The 19,119-nt window shown below is 65.5% G+C and carries 17 protein-coding genes; 11 read left to right on the top strand and 6 right to left on the bottom strand.

Going from position 1 to position 19,119, the window contains the following annotated elements; all coding sequences use genetic code 11:
- The first annotated feature begins 35 nt into the window (after positions 1-35).
- The 4 genes from acsF (at position 36) to AAG612_RS06655 (ending at position 3,464) form a co-directional block, all read left to right on the top strand.
- The gene (gene acsF, locus AAG612_RS06670; RefSeq protein WP_342508632.1) at positions 36-1,079 is read left to right on the top strand and encodes a magnesium-protoporphyrin IX monomethyl ester (oxidative) cyclase; all 1,044 of its coding nucleotides are present in this window, start codon (positions 36-38) and stop codon (positions 1,077-1,079) included.
- A complete protein-coding gene (gene puhE / locus AAG612_RS06665) occupies positions 1,073-1,873 on the top strand; it encodes a putative photosynthetic complex assembly protein PuhE (RefSeq protein ID WP_342508469.1) in 801 nt (266 codons plus the stop codon). The genes acsF and puhE overlap by 7 nt, the downstream gene beginning before the upstream one ends.
- 23 nt (positions 1,874-1,896) lie before the next feature.
- On the top strand, positions 1,897-3,117 hold the full coding sequence (gene hemA / locus AAG612_RS06660) for a 5-aminolevulinate synthase (RefSeq protein ID WP_342508467.1): 1,221 nt from the start codon (positions 1,897-1,899) through the stop codon (positions 3,115-3,117).
- A 125-nt stretch (positions 3,118-3,242) separates the two neighbouring features.
- Positions 3,243-3,464 carry a hypothetical protein gene (locus AAG612_RS06655; RefSeq protein ID WP_342508465.1) on the top strand — a complete coding sequence of 74 codons (222 nt, stop codon included), beginning with the start codon at positions 3,243-3,245 and terminating at the stop codon, positions 3,462-3,464.
- Between the two features lie 149 nt (positions 3,465-3,613).
- Here the strand turns inward: AAG612_RS06655 and AAG612_RS06650 are convergent, their stop codons facing one another.
- Entirely contained in the window at positions 3,614-4,090 is a 477-nt protein-coding gene (locus AAG612_RS06650) for a c-type cytochrome (protein ID WP_342508463.1), read from the bottom strand.
- 43 nt (positions 4,091-4,133) lie between these two features.
- Positions 4,134-5,450, bottom strand: a complete 1,317-nt coding sequence (locus tag AAG612_RS06645) for a DUF3422 family protein (RefSeq protein WP_342508460.1) — start codon at positions 5,448-5,450, stop codon at positions 4,134-4,136.
- A gap of 128 nt (positions 5,451-5,578) precedes the next feature.
- On the opposite strand from AAG612_RS06645, the gene AAG612_RS06640 reads away from it, so the two are divergent.
- A complete protein-coding gene (locus tag AAG612_RS06640) occupies positions 5,579-6,235 on the top strand; it encodes a hypothetical protein (protein WP_342508458.1) in 657 nt (218 codons plus the stop codon).
- A 38-nt stretch (positions 6,236-6,273) separates the two neighbouring features.
- On the opposite strand, the gene AAG612_RS06635 is transcribed toward AAG612_RS06640, so the two are convergent.
- A complete protein-coding gene (locus AAG612_RS06635) occupies positions 6,274-7,704 on the bottom strand; it encodes an NAD-dependent succinate-semialdehyde dehydrogenase (protein ID WP_342508456.1) in 1,431 nt (476 codons plus the stop codon).
- A gap of 98 nt (positions 7,705-7,802) precedes the next feature.
- Between AAG612_RS06635 and AAG612_RS06630 the strand changes: the two genes are divergently transcribed.
- The 4 genes from AAG612_RS06630 to AAG612_RS06615 all read left to right on the top strand — a co-directional run bounded on the left by AAG612_RS06630 (position 7,803) and on the right by AAG612_RS06615 (position 11,740).
- Positions 7,803-8,180 carry a hypothetical protein gene (locus AAG612_RS06630; RefSeq protein WP_342508454.1) on the top strand — a complete coding sequence of 126 codons (378 nt, stop codon included), beginning with the start codon at positions 7,803-7,805 and terminating at the stop codon, positions 8,178-8,180.
- 82 nt (positions 8,181-8,262) lie between these two features.
- On the top strand, positions 8,263-8,934 hold the full coding sequence (locus AAG612_RS06625; RefSeq protein ID WP_342508452.1) for a glutathione S-transferase family protein: 672 nt from the start codon (positions 8,263-8,265) through the stop codon (positions 8,932-8,934).
- A 67-nt stretch (positions 8,935-9,001) separates the two neighbouring features.
- Positions 9,002-9,418, top strand: coding sequence for a peptide-methionine (R)-S-oxide reductase MsrB (gene msrB / locus AAG612_RS06620; protein ID WP_342508451.1), 417 nt, complete (start codon positions 9,002-9,004; stop codon positions 9,416-9,418).
- 111 nt (positions 9,419-9,529) lie between these two features.
- Positions 9,530-11,740, top strand: a complete 2,211-nt coding sequence (locus tag AAG612_RS06615; RefSeq protein ID WP_425341834.1) for a transglycosylase domain-containing protein — start codon at positions 9,530-9,532, stop codon at positions 11,738-11,740.
- A 126-nt stretch (positions 11,741-11,866) separates the two neighbouring features.
- Here AAG612_RS06615 and AAG612_RS06610 read toward each other — a convergent pair whose 3' ends face one another.
- The 3 genes from AAG612_RS06610 to hflK form a co-directional block, all read right to left on the bottom strand.
- Positions 11,867-13,387, bottom strand: a complete 1,521-nt coding sequence (locus AAG612_RS06610) for a Do family serine endopeptidase (RefSeq protein ID WP_342508449.1) — start codon at positions 13,385-13,387, stop codon at positions 11,867-11,869.
- A gap of 166 nt (positions 13,388-13,553) precedes the next feature.
- The gene (gene hflC / locus AAG612_RS06605; protein ID WP_342508445.1) at positions 13,554-14,396 is read right to left on the bottom strand and encodes a protease modulator HflC; all 843 of its coding nucleotides are present in this window, start codon (positions 14,394-14,396) and stop codon (positions 13,554-13,556) included.
- 2 nt (positions 14,397-14,398) lie between these two features.
- On the bottom strand, positions 14,399-15,559 hold the full coding sequence (hflK, locus tag AAG612_RS06600; protein ID WP_342508443.1) for a protease modulator HflK: 1,161 nt from the start codon (positions 15,557-15,559) through the stop codon (positions 14,399-14,401).
- A 185-nt stretch (positions 15,560-15,744) separates the two neighbouring features.
- On the opposite strand from hflK, the gene AAG612_RS06595 reads away from it, so the two are divergent.
- Entirely contained in the window at positions 15,745-16,674 is a 930-nt protein-coding gene (locus AAG612_RS06595; RefSeq protein ID WP_342508627.1) for a P-loop NTPase, read from the top strand.
- Complete coding sequence (locus AAG612_RS06590; protein WP_342508439.1) at positions 16,671-19,088, top strand: xanthine dehydrogenase family protein molybdopterin-binding subunit; 2,418 nt, start codon at positions 16,671-16,673, stop codon at positions 19,086-19,088. Before AAG612_RS06595 ends, AAG612_RS06590 begins: the two co-directional genes overlap by 4 nt.
- The last annotated feature ends 31 nt before the right edge of the window (positions 19,089-19,119 follow it).

Genomic DNA, 19,119 nt, shown 5'->3' with positions numbered 1-19,119 from the left:
GCACCAAGATCGAAGCCGCGCATGGCGGCAAGATCATGACCAGCGACGAGGCAATGGCCCTCGCGACAAAGGACACGATCCTCACCCCGCGCTTCTACACCACCGATTTCGATGCGCTCGACGCGATCGACGTCTCGCTGGTGCGTGAGGAGTGGGACCAGCTGATTGCCGACATGGTCGGCGACCCGAACAAGCAGCACTTCAAGGACAAGGGCAGCTTCAAGGGCGTGATCGAGAATCTCGAGCCCGCGCTGCGTGCCGAGTTCACCGATTTCATGGTCAGTTCGATGACGTCGGAATTTTCCGGCTGCGTGCTCTATGCGGAGATTGCGCGGCGCACGAAGAACCCCGATGTGAAGGCCCTGTTCAAGCTGCTGGCGCGCGACGAGAGCCGCCATGCCGGTTTCATCAACGAAAGCCTGAAGGATGCAGGCATCGGCGTCGATCTGGGCTTCCTCACCAAGACCAAGAAGTACACCTTCTTCAAACCGAAGTTCATCTGGTACGCGGTCTATCTGTCCGAAAAGATCGGCTATGCCCGCTACATCACGATCTTCCGGCACCTCGAGAAGAACCCGCAGAACAAGTTCCACCCGATCTTCGACTGGTTCGAGGAATGGTGTAACGATGAGTTCCGCCATGGCGAGGCCTTCGCGATGCTGATGCGCGCCGACCCCAAGCTGCTGAAGGGCCACAACAAGCTGTGGATCCGTTTCTTCCTGCTTGCGGTCTATGCGACGATGTATGTGCGCGACCACGCGCGCCCGGTGTTCCACGAGGCGCTGGGCGTCGATCCGACCGAATATGACTACAAGGTCTTCTCGGTCTGCAACCAGATCAGCCGCCAGGTCTTCCCGGTCGAGCTTGATACCGACAGCCCGAAGTTCCGCGCGCATATGGAGGCGCTGCGCCAGGCATCGCTGCGGATCGAGGAGGGCAAGGAGCAGGGCGGCATCGGCGGGCTGGTCAAGCGCGCGAGCGGCATGGCCGGTGCGGGCTGGAATTTCGCGCGGATGTATTTCCACCGCGCGCAGAAGAACGAGCTGCCGCAAAGCGTACGTCTGCAACCCGCATGGTGAGCTTCTCCGGCCATGTCCTGCCGGTGCTGGCGACCATCATGGTGTGGTTTTTCGCGACCGGGCTGATCGCGTGGGCGGCGAACGCGCCGCGCCGCAGCTTCGTGCGCAGCCTCGTGCTGGCCGGAGTGGCAGGGGTGGGCGGACTGGCGATGATTGTCGCATCGCACACGATGACCGGAATTGCGGGCGCGACGATCGGCTTTGCCGGGGCGCTGGCAATCTGGGGCTGGCACGAACTGGCATTTCTGACCGGCGGTGTGACCGGTCCGCGTCGCGAATCCCAGGCTCCCGAGGTCCGTGGCCTCGCACGATTCCGGCAGGCGAGCGCGGCGGTAATCCATCACGAGATTGCGCTGGCGGCGACGGCGGCGATGCTGATCGTGCTAGCATGGGGCCAGCCCAACCCGATCGGCGCACAAGTCTTCGCGCTGCTGTTCGGCCTGCGTCTGCTTTCCAAGCTCAACCTCTATGCGGGCGTGCCCAATGCCAGCACCGATATCCTGCCGCGCCACCTCGCCTATCTGACGAGCTATTTCGGGCCCAACCGCTTCACCGCGCTGCTGGGCCTGAGCATCGCGGGCACCATTACGCTTGCCGTATGGCTCGGCGTGCTGGCCGCGATGGCACCGGCCGGCGGGCCGGAGACGCGCGCGACCCTGCTGTTCGCACTCGCCGCACTGGGCGCGATCGAACATCTGTTCTTTGCCCTGCCGCTGCGCGATGGTGCGCTGTGGGGCTGGGCCATTGCCGCGCGGGAGAAGCGGGCGCACACGAATGCGATGAGGGGGCTATAATGCACGAGACGGAGAATTGCCCGATGGACTATGATGCTTTCTTCAAGGACCAGCTCGACACGGTTCGGGAAGAAGGGCGCTATCGCGTCTTTACCGACATCAAGCGCCATCGTGGCAACTTCCCGCAGGCGACGCGCTTCGTGGGCGAGGAGACGCAGCCGGTCACCGTATGGTGCTCGAACGACTATCTCGGCATGGGCCAGCACCCGGTCGTGGTCGACGCGATGCACGACGCGCTGGAAGAATGCGGCGCGGGTGCGGGCGGCACGCGCAATATCTCGGGCACCAACCATTTCCATGTCGAACTGGAGCGCGAGCTGGCCGACCTCCACGGCAAGGAAGCAGCGCTGCTGTTTACCAGCGGCTATGTTTCCAACTGGGCGGGGCTGGGCACGCTGGCGGGGAAGATCCCGGGCTGCGTCGTGTTCTCCGACGCGCTCAACCATGCGAGCATGATCGAGGGTATTCGCTACAGCCGGGCACCCTACAAGATTTGGTCGCACAACGACGTCGAAGATCTCGACCGCAAACTGTCGGACTACGGCCCCGAAGTGCCCAAGCTGGTCGCCTTCGAAAGCGTCTATTCGATGGATGGCGACATCGCCCCCATCGCCGAGATTCTCGACGTGTGCGAGGAGCATGGCGCGATGAGCTATATCGACGAGGTCCACGGCGTGGGCCTCTACGGCCCGCGCGGCGGCGGGGTGGCCGAACGCGAAGGGCTGATGGACCGGATCACCGTGATCGAGGGCACGCTGGGCAAGGCGTTCGGCGTCATGGGCGGCTATATCGCGGCCAGCGCCGATCTCGTCGATTTCGTCCGGACCTTCGCCAGCGGTTTCATCTTCTCGACCGCGCTACCCCCCGCTGTTGCTGCGGGTGCGGCAGCGAGCATCCGCCATCTCAAGACCAGCGAGATGGAGCGCGCGCGGCACAAGGACCGGGTGGCGCAGGTGCGCCGCAAGCTGGATGCGATCGGTATCCCGCATCTCGCCAATCCCAGCCACATCATCCCGGTGATGGTGGGCGATGCGCACAAGTGCAAACGGATCAGCGACTGGTTGATGGACAACCACGGCATCTATGTGCAGCCGATCAATTACCCGACCGTGCCGGTCGGCACCGAGCGCCTGCGGATCACGCCTTCCCCGGTTCATACAGATGGCGACATCGGTCGGCTCATCGATGCGCTGAGCGAGATCTGGTCGCAGTGCGAACTGGCACGGATGGACGCGGTTGCCTGACGCCGCAGGCGGCGACACGCGGAGCGCGCAGGTCGGTGTGAAGCCTGTGCGAAGCGGGCGCTTTCGGAACGAACGCGCAGGCCGCTTCGTTGGTTTGACGGAGGGGAGAAAGCGAGAAATCCCCTATGTCCATTACAAATTTGCCCCTGCTCGGGATCGCCGCGCCGCTCAATATCGGCACCATGCTGGTGGTTCTGATCGCGGCAGTCGTGATCTTCGCGATCTTTTTGCGCAAGCGCTCCAACCGCCATCCCATGGATACGCCCGAAGGCAAGGCCGCTGAGGAAATGCGGCGCAAGGAGGCGGAAGAGGAACGGCGCGAGGAAGGTCGCCCGAAGGTCGACTGACCCGATCGAGCCAGCGCGCATCGCGCGCCCGCAACGTCCCACCTGCAAAAAAACACCGCAACGAAAAGGGGCGCCCTCGCCATCGCGAGAGCGCCCCTTTTTCAGATCCGGTGAATTCGCCCGAAGCCCGAGGCTTCAGGCCTTACACATCAGGACTGCGTTTCCAGATAGGCGATCAGGTCCGCGCGCTGCTGCGGGTCCTTGATGCCGGGGAAGATCATCTTGGTGCCCGGGATCTTCGCCTGCGGATCGGCGAGATACACGAACAGCTCTTCCGGCGTCCAGGTGATGCCGCTGTTCTTGTTCGCGTCGGTGTAGTTGAAGTCGGCGACCGAGCCCGCTTCGCGGCCAACGATGCCATGCAGCGAAGGACCGGTCTTGTTCACGCCTTCTTCCACCGAGTGGCAGGTGGTGCAGACCGCAAATACCTGTTCGCCCGCGGAAGCATCGCCGGTGAGGCTTGCAAGATCGACGTCGGCTGCCGGTGCCGCGGTTTCTGCGGGCGCAGTGGTTTCGGCCGTTTCGGTGGGTGCCGCCGCTTCTTCGTCCGCGCGGCTGTTACACCCGGCGGAAACGAGCAGGCAGGCGATTGCCATGCTGCCGACAAAGCCATGAGATTTCTTCATATATTCTTCTCCTCACCCACAAAAACGCTACGTCACCCGTGTGCTATAAACCTTTTCCAGGCGGTTTCAAAGCATCGCTTTTCTTAGAACGGTCGGCCGCGTCCTCGGTTTCCCGGATGAAACGGTGGCGGATGCGCGAGACGAGCAGGAAGATCGTCAGGATCACCGCCGGGGTCACCAGCCCGATAGCGACGTCGACGATCTCGCCCTTGCCGAACGCCTTCGCGCCCTTGGCCATGTAGGCAATCAGCGCGACCGCGTAGTAACTCGCTGCGATCACGGACAGCACCTCGACCAGGTTCTGCAACCGCAGCTGAAGATTGAAGGTGCTGTCCATCGAGCGCAGCAATTCGAGGTTCTGGGCCTTGATCCGCGTGTCGATCCGCGTGTTGAGGAGCGCGATGGCATCGCCGCTGCGTTCCGAAAGCCGCCGCAGACGCCCGTTGAAGGTGTCGATCGTTCGGGTGGCGGGGACCAGGCGCCGTTCGGTGAAGTCCCGCAGGCTCTGGAATCCCTCGATCGGTTCGACCTTCAGCGCTTCCAGCCGGTCGGCCGCGATCTGCGCATAGGCCTGGCTCGCGCTGGTACGATAGCTGTTTTCCGCCCGCAGGCGCGCCAGCTTGGCCGACACGGTGGAAAGGTCGAGCAGCAGGTCTTCGTCTTCGCCTTTGCCGTCGTCGATCAGAAGCTGCGAGTATTCGGCCAGCTGGCTTTCGAGCGTGTTGAGTTCGGGCATCAGCCGCTGGACGGGGGGCAGGCCGACCAGCGCGAGATTGCGGTAGTTGCCGAGTTCCTGCAGGCGCTGGACGATGCGGCCCAGATCATCGGGTTCGCGCCCGGGAGCGGACAGCAGCAGTCTGCCGTATCCGTCTTCGCGGATGCGGAAATCGGACCAGACGCGCACGTTCGAGCAAACGAGGCAGGACACCAAATCCTGCTCTTCGAAACGCATTTCAGGCAGCAGCGCCTCGGCTTCGCTGTCGGAGGGCTCGACAAAAACGCGGGTGGCACGCAGGACGACGCCAGGCCACGCCGCCAACCAGTCCGCCAGCGCGTGCGCTTCGTGCGTATCCCGCACATTGCTGCGGGCGATCAGCGTGATGGTGGTCGCCTCGGTATGGCGTTCCCACAGAAAGACGACGCCCTGATCGAAATGCAGCACCGCATGGCGTCGTTCGCGTTCCTGCGCATGCGGGCTGACGGGCGCGTTGGCGAGATGCTGCTGCTCTGCCTTGCGCTCATCTTCGTCGATCAGGCAGACCATCTGGATGATGCGCGCCGGAGCCTCGACCGGAGCAAAGCGGCGCAGGTGCATCTCGTGCACCAGTTCACGCCGCAAAGGATGCTCCGTGAAAGCCATGGCGTGCAATACACCAATCGAAGCAATAGCGCCAAGAGAATGTGCCGAATAGATGGGCCGTATCAAAATGGAGTTATGGCCCTGGCCCAACTCATGGCATGAAGGGCTCGAGCAAGGGGAGGGTGACGATGAAGATTGTGCCGCTGCTGCTGGCCGCCGGCCTGCTGACCGCGTGCGAACCGATGCTGCCGTTCGGCGATCGCGAGGATGCCGATTTCGGCGAGGTCGACACGATGCAGGCCGCGCCTGCCGCGATCGTCTCGGGCGTTTCGCCCGTCGCGGGCACGAACTGGCTGCTTGCGACCGTGGGCGGGCCGCGCCAACGCCCGCGCGAAAGCGTTTCGAGTGCCAGTTACGGCGCACCGGTCACCAACGTGCTGATTATCGACAAGGAGAGCGGGGTAAGCGTTTCGCTGCTGCCCAACGAGCGCAACTTCGTGCGCGGCCACCGGCTCATCTGGCCGGTGCCGGGCGTGGTCAACGGCACTTCGCCGGATGTCGAGGATGGCTTCCCAGTCCCCGCGCCGACGCACTTCATGCTCGATGCCGAATTGCGCGGAGAGGGGCTGCGCGGGCGCCGCCTGCTGCTGGGCGGGCTCGACGATTTCAAATCCTCGCTGGTGGCGCGCGGCTATGTCGCGATCCACCATATGGAGATGCTCGACGACACGCGCCTCTCGATCCTGCTCGGCTATCCCGACCGCGACGAGCTGCTGATCGTCGATCTCGCCGGCGACCGGATCGAACTTCGGCGCTGGATCGATCCTGCGCGGGTGGCGCGGTGAGCCAGATCGAGGGGGCGTAGCGGCCCCCCTCGAACAGATCAGCTTTCGTGGACGGTCTTGGGCACCATGCAGTGCATCACGCCTTCGGCGCCGTCTTCCTGCCCGTGGCCCGACCACTTGACCCCGCCGAAGGGCGCATCGGGCGCGCTCACGTTCGCGCCGTTGATCGCCAGCATCCCGGCTTCGACATCGGCTGCAAGGCGACTGCGCAGCTTGGGATCGTTGGTCCAGGCATAGGCGGCGAGGCCGTAGGGCAGGCGGTTCGCCTCTTCGATGATCGCATCGGCGCTGGCCATCGGATTGATCAGCGCGACGGGGCCGAACGGCTCCTCGTTCATGATCTCGGCATTGGTCGGCACTTCGCTGAGCACGGTCGGTTCGAAGAAGAAGCCCTGGTTGCCGATCCGCTCGCCACCGGTGTCGATCTTGGCGCCCTTGTCCTTCGCATCGGCGATCTTCTTGGCGAGACCTTCGGGTCCGCGCTCGTTCGCCATCGGGCCCATTCGCGTGTCCTGATCCATCCCGTTGCCCACGGTGATGGCCTTCGCGCGCTCGATAAAGCCGTCGCGGAAATTCTCGAACAGGTCCTGCTCGACAAGAAAGCGCGTCGGGCTGACGCAGACCTGGCCGGCATTGCGGAACGCTGCGCCGACCATCGTATCGAGCACGGTGTCGACGTCGCTATCCTTGAACACCATCACCGGGGCATGGCCGCCCAGTTCCATGGTGGTGACCTTCATGTCTTCCGCCGCCAGCTTGGTCAGATGTTTGCCCACTGCGGTGGAGCCGGTGAAGGTGACCTTGCGGATGACCGGGCTTGCGAGCAGGTGGCGGCTGACCTCGTCGGGCACGCCGAACACCACCTGGCAGACATCGGCAGGCACGCCGCCGTCGAGCAGCGCCTGGACCAGCGCGAGACCCGCCGCCGGCGTTTCCTCCGAAGGCTTGACGATGACCGAGCAGCCCGCCGCAATCGCACCGCCGACCTTGCGGGCGACGTTGATCGCGGGGAAGTTCCATGCCGCGAAGCCCGCGACCGGGCCGACCGGTACGTAAATGACGCGGGCGCTCTGCCCTGTCGGGCGGACCAGTTCGCGCCCGTAGGTACGCTTGCACTCACCGGCATAGAATTCGAACAGCATCGCGCAGTAGATCACTTCGCCGATCGCTTCCTTGATCGGCTTGCCCTGTTCGCGGGTCAGCAGCATGCCGATGTCCTTGGCGCGCTCGCGGATCAGCGATGCCGCCTTGGTGAGCGCGGCTGCGCGCTTGTCCGCGCTTTCACGGCGCCATTCCTTGAAGCCCTTGTCCGCATTGGCGAGCGCGGTGTCGAGATCGTCGGCGCTTGCATGGGGCAGGGTGCCCAGCACCTCGGCAGTCGCGGGGTCGATCACATCCTGGGTTTCGCGCCCGCCGCCGGAGAGCTGTTCGCCGCCAATCAGGAGGTGGAGGGAGGAATGGTCGGTCATGAATGGAGGCTCCTTACGGCAAACGGTTCGTCGTGTTTTGGCACCATCGCCCGGAAATGGGCAGCGACGCGCTTGGCTGTCAGGTATAGGCCCGAGCCATGATCGCCAACCTCCTCGCAATCGTTTTTCTTGTCGCCCAGCCCGCAGCCGATGCTGCCGCGCCTCGGACGGAGCCTGCCGAGGCCATGCCTCTGCCGGCCGACCAGCAAGGTGCGCTGCGCTGCTCCGCGGCTTTCGCGTTGATTGCGGAACGTCAGCGGCAAGGCGAGGAAGCGGCGCTGGCCTATCCGCCGCTGGGCGAGCGCGGGCGCGAGTTTTTCGTGCAATCGGGCGCGTGGCTGATGGATGAGGCCGGGCTAGACCGGCAGGCGATCGAATTGCGGATACGCAAGCAGGCGAATGCGATCCTGGCCGAAGGCTCGCTCGACGAGATCATGCCGCCGTGCCTGCTGATGTTGGAAGCTTCGGGCATCTAGGCACCGCTTTGCGGCGATCCGCGCCGAAACTGCGCTCCAAGCATCTGGATTTGCGGAGCGCTTTGCTCCATCTGAGGGGCCTATGTGGACCCTCCACCAATTTCCCCTGTGCCCGTTCAGCCGCAAGGTGCGTATCCTGCTGCGCGAGAAGGGCGTGCCTTTTGCGCTTCAGCGGCTCGATCCGTGGAATGCCGACGACGACTTTTTCGACATGAACCACGCGGGCCGCGTGCCCGTGCTGGAAGAGACCGAGAAAGGCATCGTGCTGAGCGATTCGACCGCGATCTGCGAATATTTCGAAGAGACGGTCGACCGCGCGCCGATGATCAATGGCTCTGCCCTGAACCGCGCGGAAATCCGTCGGCTGGTCGCCCTGTTCGAGGAAAACCTGTTCGGCGATGTCACGATGCCGCTGCTGCACGAGCGAATGAAGAAACGCCTCGTGCTCCGCGAGCCGCCCGATTCGCGGATCATCCGCGAGGCGATGAAGCTGGCCCACGCCCATCTCGACTATCTCGACTGGCTGCTCGATCACCGCGCATGGCTCGCCGGGCCGCAGCTGAGCCTGGCCGATATCGCCGCCGCCGCGCAGCTTTCGGTGGCGGATTATCTCGGCGGGATCGATCTGAAGGATCACCAGCCGACCCGCGACTGGTATGCCGCTTTCAAGAGCAGGCCCAGTTTCGGACCTTTGCTGAGTGAGCGGATGGATGTGATCCAGCCGCCGCCCTCCTATTCGCAGCTCGACGACTGAGCTCGCACAAAGGAAGCTGGAACGGGGGCAGCGTGCGGACCATATATCCTATAAAGGAGATATCCCAATGCCCGACACACTCGACCTGACCGAAGACCAATGGCGTGAGCGCCTGACCCGCGAACAGTTCCATGTCCTGCGCGAAGGCGGGACCGAGCGGGCTTTCACCGGCGCCTACGACAAGCTCAAGGACGAGGGCGAATATCACTGCGCGGGCTGCGGCACGCTCGTCTTCACGAGCGCCGAGAAGTACGACAGCGGTTCTGGCTGGCCTAGCTTTTACAGCCCGGCGGAGGGCGACGCGGTGGAGACCAAGCAGGATGTCTCGCACGGGATGACCCGCACAGAAGTTCTCTGCGCCACCTGTCAGGGGCATCTGGGTCATGTGTTCCCCGACGGGCCCAAGCCCACAGGGCTGCGTTATTGCATCAATTCGGTCGCGCTGGAGTTCGAGGCAGCCGGCGATCCGCCCGTTGGCAGTTGATTCATGAATTGAGGCCAAAAAATGTCGTTCATTCGCCATTGAGCTTCACCTATGCATAGCGGCGAGATCACGGGTGCCGCTATGCACCGTAATTTGGGACCAGTTGGCTAGATGGCGGGAAACAGCATCACGCGCGCAAATGGGGGGCGCAGGTTTCCCGGGGCGCAGACGTGGGAAAAAGCACCGCGCTGGCTGCGCCTGACCGTCATGTGGGCTGGCGGACTGGCGGCTCTGGCAGTCCTGTTCCTCATCCTGGCGGTCGCTTTCGCGGCCCGCTCTCTCCCCTCCTATGAAGAACTCAAGGCTGCGCAGACCGCGCAGACCATCGTCGTGCGCGCGGCCGATGGCAGCGCCATCGTCGAACTCGGGCCGAGCCCGGGCGAGTGGCTGGACAAGGAAGAAATTCCCGAGGTCATGAAGCAGGCGATGATCGCGGTCGAGGATCGCCGCTTCTATTCGCATTTCGGCATTGATCCGGTGCGCACCGGCGGCGCGTTCATCGAACCCATCATCGGATCGCGCTCGCGCGTCGGCGGCACATCCACCCTCACCCAGCAGCTCGCCCGCAACGTGTTCCTCAACTCCAACCGCACGCTCGACCGCAAGCTGCGCGAGGCCGTTCTGGCGCTGGCGCTCGAGATGAAGTTCGACAAGGAACAGATCCTCGAGCTTTACCTCAACAAGGTCTATTTCGGCGGCGGTGCTTATGGCGTCGACAGCGCCAGCCGGAAGTTCTTCAGCCATCCCGCGACCGAGCTTTCGACCGCCGAGGCGGCGATCATTGCGGGGCTGGTCAAGGCGCCGAGCCGCTATTCGCCGACTGCCGATGTCGATGCCGCGGTGGGCCGCGCGCAGGTCGTGCTGCGCTTGATGCAGGAGCAGGGCCGGATCACCGCCGAGCAGGCATCGGTCGATCCCTCCGCCGTAAAACTGAAGCAGGAAACCGGGCAGAACTCGGTTCGCTATTTCACCGATTGGGCGCTGCCCCAGCTCGATATCCTGCTGCCCAATACGCTCGAACCGATCGAGGTGTGGACCACCATCGATGTCGGCATGCAAGGCGCGGCGACTGCGGCGATCAAGTCCAACGCGCCCAAGGGTGCGCAAGGGGCGCTGGTCGCGCTCGACCGCGACGGTGCGATCCGCGCGCTTGTCGGCGGCAGGGACTATGTCGAGAGCAATTTCAACCGCGCCACGGTGGCCAAGCGGCAGCCGGGTTCGGCATGGAAGCTGTTCGTCTATCTGGCGGCGCTCGAATCGGGCTACCGGGTCGATGATACGGTGGTCGACGCACCGATCACCATCGACGGCTGGAGCCCGCGCAATTCGAGCGGGCGTTTTTCCGGCGAGATGACCATCCGGCAGGCCTTCGCCTTCTCGGTCAACACCGTCGCTGCGCAACTGGGCAACGAGGTCGGCTTCGGCACGGTCGCATCGATGGCCCGGCGTTTCGGGATCACTTCGGAAGTGTCCACTTTCCCCTCGATGGTGCTCGGCAGTTCGGAGGTCCGCCTGATCGACATGACCCGCGCCTTCGCTGCCGTTTCGGCAGGGGGCATGGCGGTCGAGCCCTATGGCATCGTCAAGGTGACGACCACCAGCGGCGAGACGCTCTATCAGCGCGAGACTCCGCGCGAAGTGCGGCTGGTGCCCGATTACGTAGCGTCGCAGATGACCGACCTGCTGCAGGCCGCGGTCCAGACCGGGACGGGCCGCGCGGCGCAGATCGGTCGCCCGGTCGCGGGCAAGACGGGCACCACCAGCTCCAACAAAGACGGCTATTTCGTCGGCTTTTCTTCCGGCATCACCACCGGTGTGTGGATGGGGCGCGACGACAACAAGGCGGTCGGCGGGCTGTCGGGCGGGCGTGCGCCGGCCCAGGCGTTTTCCGCCTTCATGCGCTTTGCGGTGAAGGATCGCCCGATCGAGCCTTTCGATACCGATACCGACCTCCCCGACTGGCAGGTCGAGCCGGACGAAGAGTTCTATTACGGCGATCCGGAAGACTATTACTTCATCGACGAGCAAGGCAACCTGATCGAACCGGGCCGCCGTGGGGGCGAGGAAGGCCCGGCGAGCGAAGGCGTGACCGAACGTCCGCGCAACCCCGGGGCAGGCGCGGATGGCGAGCCGCAGGCGGTCGACGACGACTTTCTCAATCGCGCAATCGGCGGCGGCAATCAGGGCAGCGGACAAGGGAGCCGCCCGCAGCCGCCCCAGCAGCAGCCACCGCCAACCCCGCGTCCCTCACCGCAACCGGCCCAGCCGACGCAGAGAGAGGCGCCGGCGGTTCCTCCCCAGCAACGCGAGCAGATTTACTAGCGCGCACCCCGGGGGCGGGGCGCCGAGCGGCCATCCGCCGCCAGCACCGCATCACCGATTGCACACAACGAAAAGGCCCCGCCGGATCGCTCCGACGGGGCCTTTGATGTTCGGTTTGACGCGATCCTACTGGATGCGCACCGCGACATACTGCGACGGGCCGCGCGGGCGCTGAACCCGCAGCACGATGGCTTCGCGGCCTCGTTCCTCGGCGTCGCGCACAATCGCTTCCAGTGCGTCGGTCGAAGGCACGGGCTGGTTGTTGGCGGACAGGATGATGTCGCGCCGCTGCAGGCCCTTGCGCGCGGCATCCGAGCTCGGATCGATCGCCGCAATGGCGAGGCCTTGCATGTCGGTTTCCACGCCCAGCTGGCGGGCGATGGACGGATTGATCGCGACCGCGCCGATGCCCAGCTTCTCTGCGAGGAATTCGCCACCATCGAGCGGCGCGTTCATTTCGTCCTCGTCGTCGTTCCCATCGAACATCTGCGCTTCGGCAAGCTCTTCGGCGCTCGGCCGCGTGCCCACGGTCAGGCGGACGGTGCGGCGGTCGCCATTGCGCAGCAGGGTAACCGGGATGGTCGTGCCCGGCGCGATATTGGCGACAAGGAACGAAAGCGTCTGGTCGGGGGTAACGTCGCGGCCGTTGACCGCGATCACCACGTCGCCCGCTTCGATCCCGGCGCGCTCTGCGGCTTCACCCTCGACCACCGACTGGACGACTTCGCCGCGATTGCGCGGCAGGCCCAGCGCGGCGGCGAAATCATCGGTCACGGGGCCGATGCTGACACCCAGATAGCCGCGTTCGATCGTCTCGCCCTTGCGCAGCCGTTCCACGATCGGTGCCGCAGTGTCTGCGGGAATGGCGAAACCGACGCCCACGCTACCGCCCGAGGGCGAGAGGATGGCGTTGTTGATGCCGATGACATTGCCCCGCATGTCGAACAGCGGGCCGCCCGAATTGCCGCGGTTGATGGCGGCGTCGGTCTGGATGTAGCGATCATATGCGCCGGCACCGGCGGTGCGGAGGACCGACGAGATGATCCCGCTGGTGACGGTGCCACCGAGGCCGAAGGGGTTGCCGATCGCAACCACCCAGTCGCCCGCACGCGCGCTTTCGGAATCGCCGAACTGGACGAAGGGGAAGGCCTCGGCGCGGTTGATCTTGAGCACCGCGAGATCGGATTCGGCATCCTTGCCGACCAGTTCCGCTTCGTATTCGGTGCCATCGGGCGTGGTCACGGTGATTTCTTCCACCGTGCCGCGTCCCTGCGGGGTGACGACATGGTTGTTGGTGACCACGTAGCCATCCGAGGAGATGATGAAGCCCGAGCCGAGCGACTGGCCCTCGCGGGTGGTCGGCTGGCCCTGCCGGCGATTGCCGAACAGCCCTTCGAAAGGCGTGCCCGCGAAGGGGTTGGAGCTTTGCACTTCGACCCGCTGGCGGGTGGAGATATTGACCACCGCCGGGGCGAGCTGCTCGGTCAGATCGGCGAAGCTCGCGGGGGCGCCGGCGCGCGGCACTGCGTTTTCGATCCGGTTGTCGGCGTTCTGGGCGACCTGGGCGCCCGCCGGCTGGCCGGTTACGAGGGAAATGGTTGCGCCACCGATCAGCAGCGCAGAGGTCAGGCCATAAGCATATCGCACGGGTCTCACGTCCTCTTGGTTCCTTTTTCTGTCGTCGACCGCACCGGCGCATTAACGCGCGAGGGCCCGGTCTTGATCCTGCGCCTCAATGAAGGGCGCAGGCGCTTAATCGCGTTTGAACGGAGGAAACCCTGTCTATCGGCGGGGCACTCCGTTCGACGAACGGTCAACGCTGTCCGCGGAACTGCCGCAGATATTCGTTGTCGGGCGACAGGATGATGCTGCTTTCGCTCTGCGCATCGCCATCGCGACCGGTCTCGAACGTCTGGTCGTAGCTCTGCATCGCGCGGTAGAAATCGTAGAAGTCCGGGTCCTGGCCGAAGCTGTCGGCATAGGTGCGGGCCGCTTCGGCGTCGGCTTCGGCGCGGATGATGCGCGCGTCGCGGCTACCGCCAGCGCGGATCGTGCGGGCTTCGCGTTCGCGATCCGATTCCATCCGGCGGAAGGCAGACTGCAGCGGCGCGTCGGGCAGGTCGGTGCGCATGATCTTCACATCGACCACTTCGGCCCCGTACTGACGCGCCTGCCGGTCCAGATTGGCGCGAACATTGGCGAGCGCGTTGCCGCGTTCGGCGGTCAGCATCCCCTGGAACGTGCGACGGCCCAGTTCCTGGCGCAGCACCGAGTTCAGGATCGGCTCGAGCGCATTGCGCACACCGTCGGTCGTGCCTGCGCGTTCGACCATGCGGACCGGATCGACGATGCGGAAGCGCGCATAGGCGTTAACCAGCAGGCGCTGCTGATCGGCCGAGAGGACTTCCTGATCGTTCATTTCGAGATCGAGCAGGCGCTTCTCTATCCGGCGAACCGAATCGATGAAGGGCACCCGCAGATAGAGGCCGGCGTTCGTTTCGCCGCCGATCGTGTTGACCGTACCGACTGGCTCACCCGTCCGTACGATAACCGCCTGCTCTTCCTCGGGCACGATATAGATGCTCATCATCAAGGCGACGATCGCGATGCCGATGATGATGAAGACCGCGCGATATTTATCCCACACACTAACCATGATTACTGGCCTCCCGTGGTCGTGGTGGTGGAGGGCGCGGGCTGCGCTGTCGCCCCGGCACCGCGCCGCCGATTGATCTCGGGAAGCGGCAGGTAGGGGGTGACGTTGTCCGTCTCGACGATGGTCTTGTCGGTCCGGCTCAGCACGCGCTCCATGGTTTCGTAATAGATACGTCGGCGCGTCACCTCGGGGGCGAGGCGGTATTCCTCGTAGACCTTGTCGAAGGCCTGCGCCTCACCCTCGGCCTGCGCGAGGATCTGCTGCGCATAGCCACGCGCCTGGTTGCGCGCCGCATCGGCGTTCTGTTCGGCCACCTGCACGTCGCGGAAGGCATCGACCACCTGTGCGGGCGGATCGGCCTTTTCGATTTCGACACCCAGCACGCGGACGCCCGCGCCATAGCTGTCGAGCGTGGCCTGCATGCGTTCGCGCACGTCGAGCTCGATCGCCGCACGGCCCTGGCCCGAGAAGGTCTCGTCCAGCTCGGTCTCGGCGACGGCGGCACGCATCGCGGCTTCGGCGGCCTCGTTCACCGTCTCCTCCGGATCGACGACGCGAAACTTGAAGCCTTCCAGATCCTTGATGTTCCAGCGCACGATATAGCTGAGATCGACGAGGTTCTGGTCGCCCGTCAGGATGAGCTTGGCCTGGTTGTTGTTGCCCGGAATGCGGACCGGGCGCACGCCTTCGACATCCTCAACATCGACCGTTTCGAACGGGAAGGGGGCGGTGAACTGCAGACCCGAATCGAGCGTGCGGGTGTAGTTGCCGAGCGTTTTGACCACTGCTTTTTGCTGCGGGCCGATCAGGTGCGTGCTCGTCACCAGAACCCAAATCACCAGCGCGATGATCACGATCACGGGCACCCAGCTCTTGCCGCCTGGGCGCTGGGGCATGCGGAAGTTGGGGCCACCGGGGCCACCCGGGCCACCGGCCCGCCGGCGCGGGCCTTCGGGGCCGCGGTTCTTGAAGATATCCTCGATCGAGGCGGAGCGGCGCGGGCCGCCATCGCCGCCTTTGGGCACCCATGGGTTGCGTGGTCCATCCGGCCTGTCGCCCTTCGACCCGCCGCCTGCGGGCTTTCCGCCGTCCGAATCACCGGATCGATCGCCATCGCCGGAGGAATTGCCCGACGATCCGCCCCATGGGTTCTTGCCGGCCATCGCCAGCGCAATTTTCGAGTGAAACCCGTCCAAGATTTTCATGGCATTTCTTATAGGGAGCATGCTTCGCGAAAAACAGGGGTTGCCCGCGCATTTTTGCTGTTATTGACACGCGCGTGACGAATGAACTGAATGATGTGAAGGCGGCATTGGGTCCGCAACTGGCTGCGCGTGTCGCTGCGGCGATGGCGCGCGATGATGCCGCTGGCGCAGGAGCGGGCAAAGGCTCGCTGTCGCTGGTGGTCGACGGTGCAGGCTTGAGCAAAGGCGCGCGCGACGCGCTTGAGGCCGAATTGCGCGAAGGCCTGCAGGATCTGCTGGCGGGTCGGACGCTGGCGGTCGCTTTCATGGGCGAGAAAGTGCAGCGGCGAATCATCGCGATCGGATCGGGCAAGGGCGGGGTCGGCAAGTCGACTGTCACCGCGAACCTTGCGGTCGCGCTCAGGCGGGTAGGCGTGAAGGTCGGCGTGATCGATGCCGATATCTATGGCCCCTCGCAGCCGATTCTGCTCAAGAGCGAGGATCGCAAGCCGGAGGCCGAAGGCGAAACCCTGCAGCCGGTAATCGGCGTGGCCGACATCCCGATGCTGTCGATGGGGCACCTTGTTGCCAAGGGCCGCGCGCTCGCGTGGCGCGGGCCGATGGCGGGCCGCGCGCTGGCGCAGCTGTTCGAAGCGAACTGGGGCGATGCCGAGCTGCTGCTGGTCGATCTGCCGCCGGGCACCGGCGACGTGCAGATCACCATGCTCCAGAAGTTCAAGCCCGATGGCGCGGTGATCGTGTCGACCCCGCAGGATCTCGCGCTAGCCGACGCGGCGCGCGCCGGCTCGCTATTCGATCAGGCCGAAGTGCCGATCCTGGGCCTGGTCGAGAACATGGCGGGCTATGTCTGCCCCCATTGCGGCGAGGCGAGCGATCCCTTCGGCAGCGGCGGGGTCGAACGCGCGGCGGGCCGCCTCGATCTGCCGTTCCTCGGGCGCATTCCACTGAGCCATGCGGTGCGCGAATCGAGCGACGATGGCGCGCCCGTGGCCATGGGTGACAGCCCCGAAGGCAGCGCCTTTCGGGCGATTGCCGCAGAGATTGCGGAAAGCCTCGGGATCGGCGCCGCATGAATGGGCTGCGTCGGGGCGTCGAGGCCGGACGCGGCCTGAAGATTTCCCGACGCGGGGTGCTGGCAGGGGCTGCGGCAGGCGGCGGCCTGGTCGTCGCCTATCTGCTGCTGCCCCAGCGCTTCGACGCGCCGCTGGAACCTGCGGAGGGCGAGGTCGGCTTCAACGCCTGGCTCAAGATCGCGAATGACGGGGTGATCACCGTCGCCGTTCCGCAATGCGAGATGGGGCAGGGTGTCACCACGCTGATTGCGCAGATCGTGGCGATGGAGCTTGGCGCGGACTGGCGACAGATCGCGGTCGAGCCTGCGCCGCCGACCGGGGCCTATCCCAACGTCGTGCTAGCCAGCCACTGGGCGCGGCTGTGGCTGGCGGGCGGGGCGGACATTGCGAGCGATCCCGATTCCCTGCTCGCCCGCCGCTTTGCCGAGCGGACGCGCTTCAATGCGACCGCCGCAGGCACCACGCTCGCCGCATATGAAATGCCCGCACGCGAAGCGGCCGCGACCGCGCGCGCCATGCTGATCGCCGAGGCTGCCGAGCGTTGGAGCATATCGCCCGAGCAATGCCGCGCGCGCGATGGCTTCGTGATCGCCGGCCAGCGGCAGTTGCGCTTTGCCGATCTGGCCGAGGGTGCGAGCCGCCGCGATCCGCCCGATGTCGCCCCGCTACGCAGCCAGCCGCCTGCCGAGCCCCCGCGCGGCGCAGGCTCCACCGCCGAGACCGCCTTTCCGCGGATCGATCTGCCCGCCAAGGTCGATGGCAGCTTTCTGTTCGCAGGCGACATCCGCCTGCCCGGCATGGCCTTCGTCTCGATCCGCCATGGTCCGGTCGATCGCAGCATCCTCAAGCGCTACGAAAAGGAAGCCGCCGCCAAGGTGCGCGGCCTCGTCGGCATCGTGCAGGGCAATCGTTGGCTCGCGGCTGCGGGGGAGACATGGTGGGCGGCGGAGAGGGCGCTGGCGGCGATGAAGCCGGTGTTTGGTGTCAGCAATGCCGTCGATAGTGGCCGGATCGCCAAAGCACTCGACGAGGGGCTCAACAGCGGCGAAGCGCAGCAGATCGCACTGGTTGGCGCGCAGGAAGTGCTCGACGGCAAGCCCACGCTGACCCGCCGCTACGACATTGCGCCTGCTGTCCACGCTCCGATCGAAACCGCGACCGCGACCGCGTGGCTCGACGATGGCAAACTCACGCTGTGGATCGCCAGCCAGGCTCCCGAGCGGGCGCGCGTCGCGGCAGCCCGCGCGATCGGCATCGGGGTGGAAGACGTCATCCTGGTGCCGATGGCGGCAGGCGGCAGCTTCGACGCGCGGCTCGATCATCGCCATGCCATCGAGGCCGCGGTGATCGCGCGCGAACTGGGTCGCCCGGTGCAACTGGTCTGGTCGCGCTGGCAGGAATTGATCGACAGCCCGCCGCGCGCGCCCGCCGCGGCGCAGATCGGTGCGCGGCTGGGGCGCGACGGCAGCATCGTTGCGCTGAAGACGAAGATCGCGATCCCGCCCTTCATGCGCGAACAGGGCGCACGCCTGTTCGACAACCGGACGACCTGGGCCGCACGCGAAGACAGCGCCGGGCAGGCCGATCCGTTGGCAGTGTCGGGTGCGGTGCCCGCCTATGCGATTCCCAACCTTTCGGTGGCGCACGTGCCCGTCTCGATCGGGCTGCCGGTCGCGCGGATGCGCGGCGGGGGCGATGCCTTCACGGCGTTCTTCACCGAGTGCTTCATCGACGAACTGGCCGAGGAGCTGGGGCGTGAAAAACTGTCGTACCGGATCGCGATGCTGGGGCAGGACCTCGCGATGGTCGAGGTGCTGCAACGCGCCGCCCGGCTCGCCGAATGGAACGGCGGAGAGGTCGCCGGTGGCCAGGGGCTCGCCTGCCATCGCATGCAGCTGGGCGAGCGGTCCGGATGGATCGCCTGCGTCGCGCAGGCCAGCCAGGGCGAGGGCGGCGTGCGCGTCACGCGGCTGAGCGTGGCGGCGAATATCGGGCGGATCGTCAACCGCGATCTTGTCCGCCAGCAGATCGAGGGCGGGCTGGTCTTCGGCCTGTCGCTGGCACTGGGATCGGCAACCGGCTTCGCGAAGGGCTTGCCGACTGCAACGCGGCTGGCGGCGCTCGACCTCCCCACGCTGGCCGAATGTCCGGAGATCGCGATCGATTTCGTGACCAGCGATGAAGAGCCGTTCGACCCCGGCGAACTGGGGGCGGTGATCGCTCCGCCCGCCATCGCCAATGCGCTGTCCTCCGCCACGGGCCAGCGGTATCGCTCTCTCCCGCTCGACATCGCGGCGGCCCGGCCAGCGGTGCAGGAGGCGCCTGCGGACCCGGCTCCCGTAGAGCAGCCGCCCGCAGATCGGGAGGGGCCCGACCCCTCTTCGGAGCAGCCGGCAGTGGAAGAGCCATCTTGACGCGTCGCCTTCCATCGCGTTGGCGAAACGC

The organism is Citromicrobium bathyomarinum (assembly GCF_038594605.1).
GTDB lineage: Bacteria > Pseudomonadota > Alphaproteobacteria > Sphingomonadales > Sphingomonadaceae > Alteriqipengyuania > Alteriqipengyuania bathyomarina_B.
This window is presented reverse-complemented; position numbering and strand designations above follow the sequence as displayed.

What these genes read in the sequence shown, in the direction of transcription:
- acsF (WP_342508632.1), top strand. Translation starts at nt 36, where the DNA reads ATGACCAGCGACGAGGCAATGGCCCTCGCGACAAAGGACACGATCCTC.
- puhE (WP_342508469.1), top strand. Translation starts at nt 1,073, where the DNA reads ATGGTGAGCTTCTCCGGCCATGTCCTGCCGGTGCTGGCGACCATCATG.
- hemA (WP_342508467.1), top strand. Translation starts at nt 1,897, where the DNA reads ATGGACTATGATGCTTTCTTCAAGGACCAGCTCGACACGGTTCGGGAA.
- AAG612_RS06655 (WP_342508465.1), top strand. Translation starts at nt 3,243, where the DNA reads ATGTCCATTACAAATTTGCCCCTGCTCGGGATCGCCGCGCCGCTCAAT.
- AAG612_RS06650 (WP_342508463.1), bottom strand. Translation starts at nt 4,090, where the DNA reads ATGAAGAAATCTCATGGCTTTGTCGGCAGCATGGCAATCGCCTGCCTG.
- AAG612_RS06645 (WP_342508460.1), bottom strand. Translation starts at nt 5,450, where the DNA reads ATGGCTTTCACGGAGCATCCTTTGCGGCGTGAACTGGTGCACGAGATG.
- AAG612_RS06640 (WP_342508458.1), top strand. Translation starts at nt 5,579, where the DNA reads ATGAAGATTGTGCCGCTGCTGCTGGCCGCCGGCCTGCTGACCGCGTGC.
- AAG612_RS06635 (WP_342508456.1), bottom strand. Translation starts at nt 7,704, where the DNA reads ATGACCGACCATTCCTCCCTCCACCTCCTGATTGGCGGCGAACAGCTC.
- AAG612_RS06630 (WP_342508454.1), top strand. Translation starts at nt 7,803, where the DNA reads ATGATCGCCAACCTCCTCGCAATCGTTTTTCTTGTCGCCCAGCCCGCA.
- AAG612_RS06625 (WP_342508452.1), top strand. Translation starts at nt 8,263, where the DNA reads ATGTGGACCCTCCACCAATTTCCCCTGTGCCCGTTCAGCCGCAAGGTG.
- msrB (WP_342508451.1), top strand. Translation starts at nt 9,002, where the DNA reads ATGCCCGACACACTCGACCTGACCGAAGACCAATGGCGTGAGCGCCTG.
- AAG612_RS06615 (WP_425341834.1), top strand. Translation starts at nt 9,530, where the DNA reads ATGGCGGGAAACAGCATCACGCGCGCAAATGGGGGGCGCAGGTTTCCC.
- hflC (WP_342508445.1), bottom strand. Translation starts at nt 14,396, where the DNA reads ATGGTTAGTGTGTGGGATAAATATCGCGCGGTCTTCATCATCATCGGC.
- hflK (WP_342508443.1), bottom strand. Translation starts at nt 15,559, where the DNA reads ATGGCCGGCAAGAACCCATGGGGCGGATCGTCGGGCAATTCCTCCGGC.
- AAG612_RS06595 (WP_342508627.1), top strand. Translation starts at nt 15,745, where the DNA reads ATGGCGCGCGATGATGCCGCTGGCGCAGGAGCGGGCAAAGGCTCGCTG.
- AAG612_RS06590 (WP_342508439.1), top strand. Translation starts at nt 16,671, where the DNA reads ATGAATGGGCTGCGTCGGGGCGTCGAGGCCGGACGCGGCCTGAAGATT.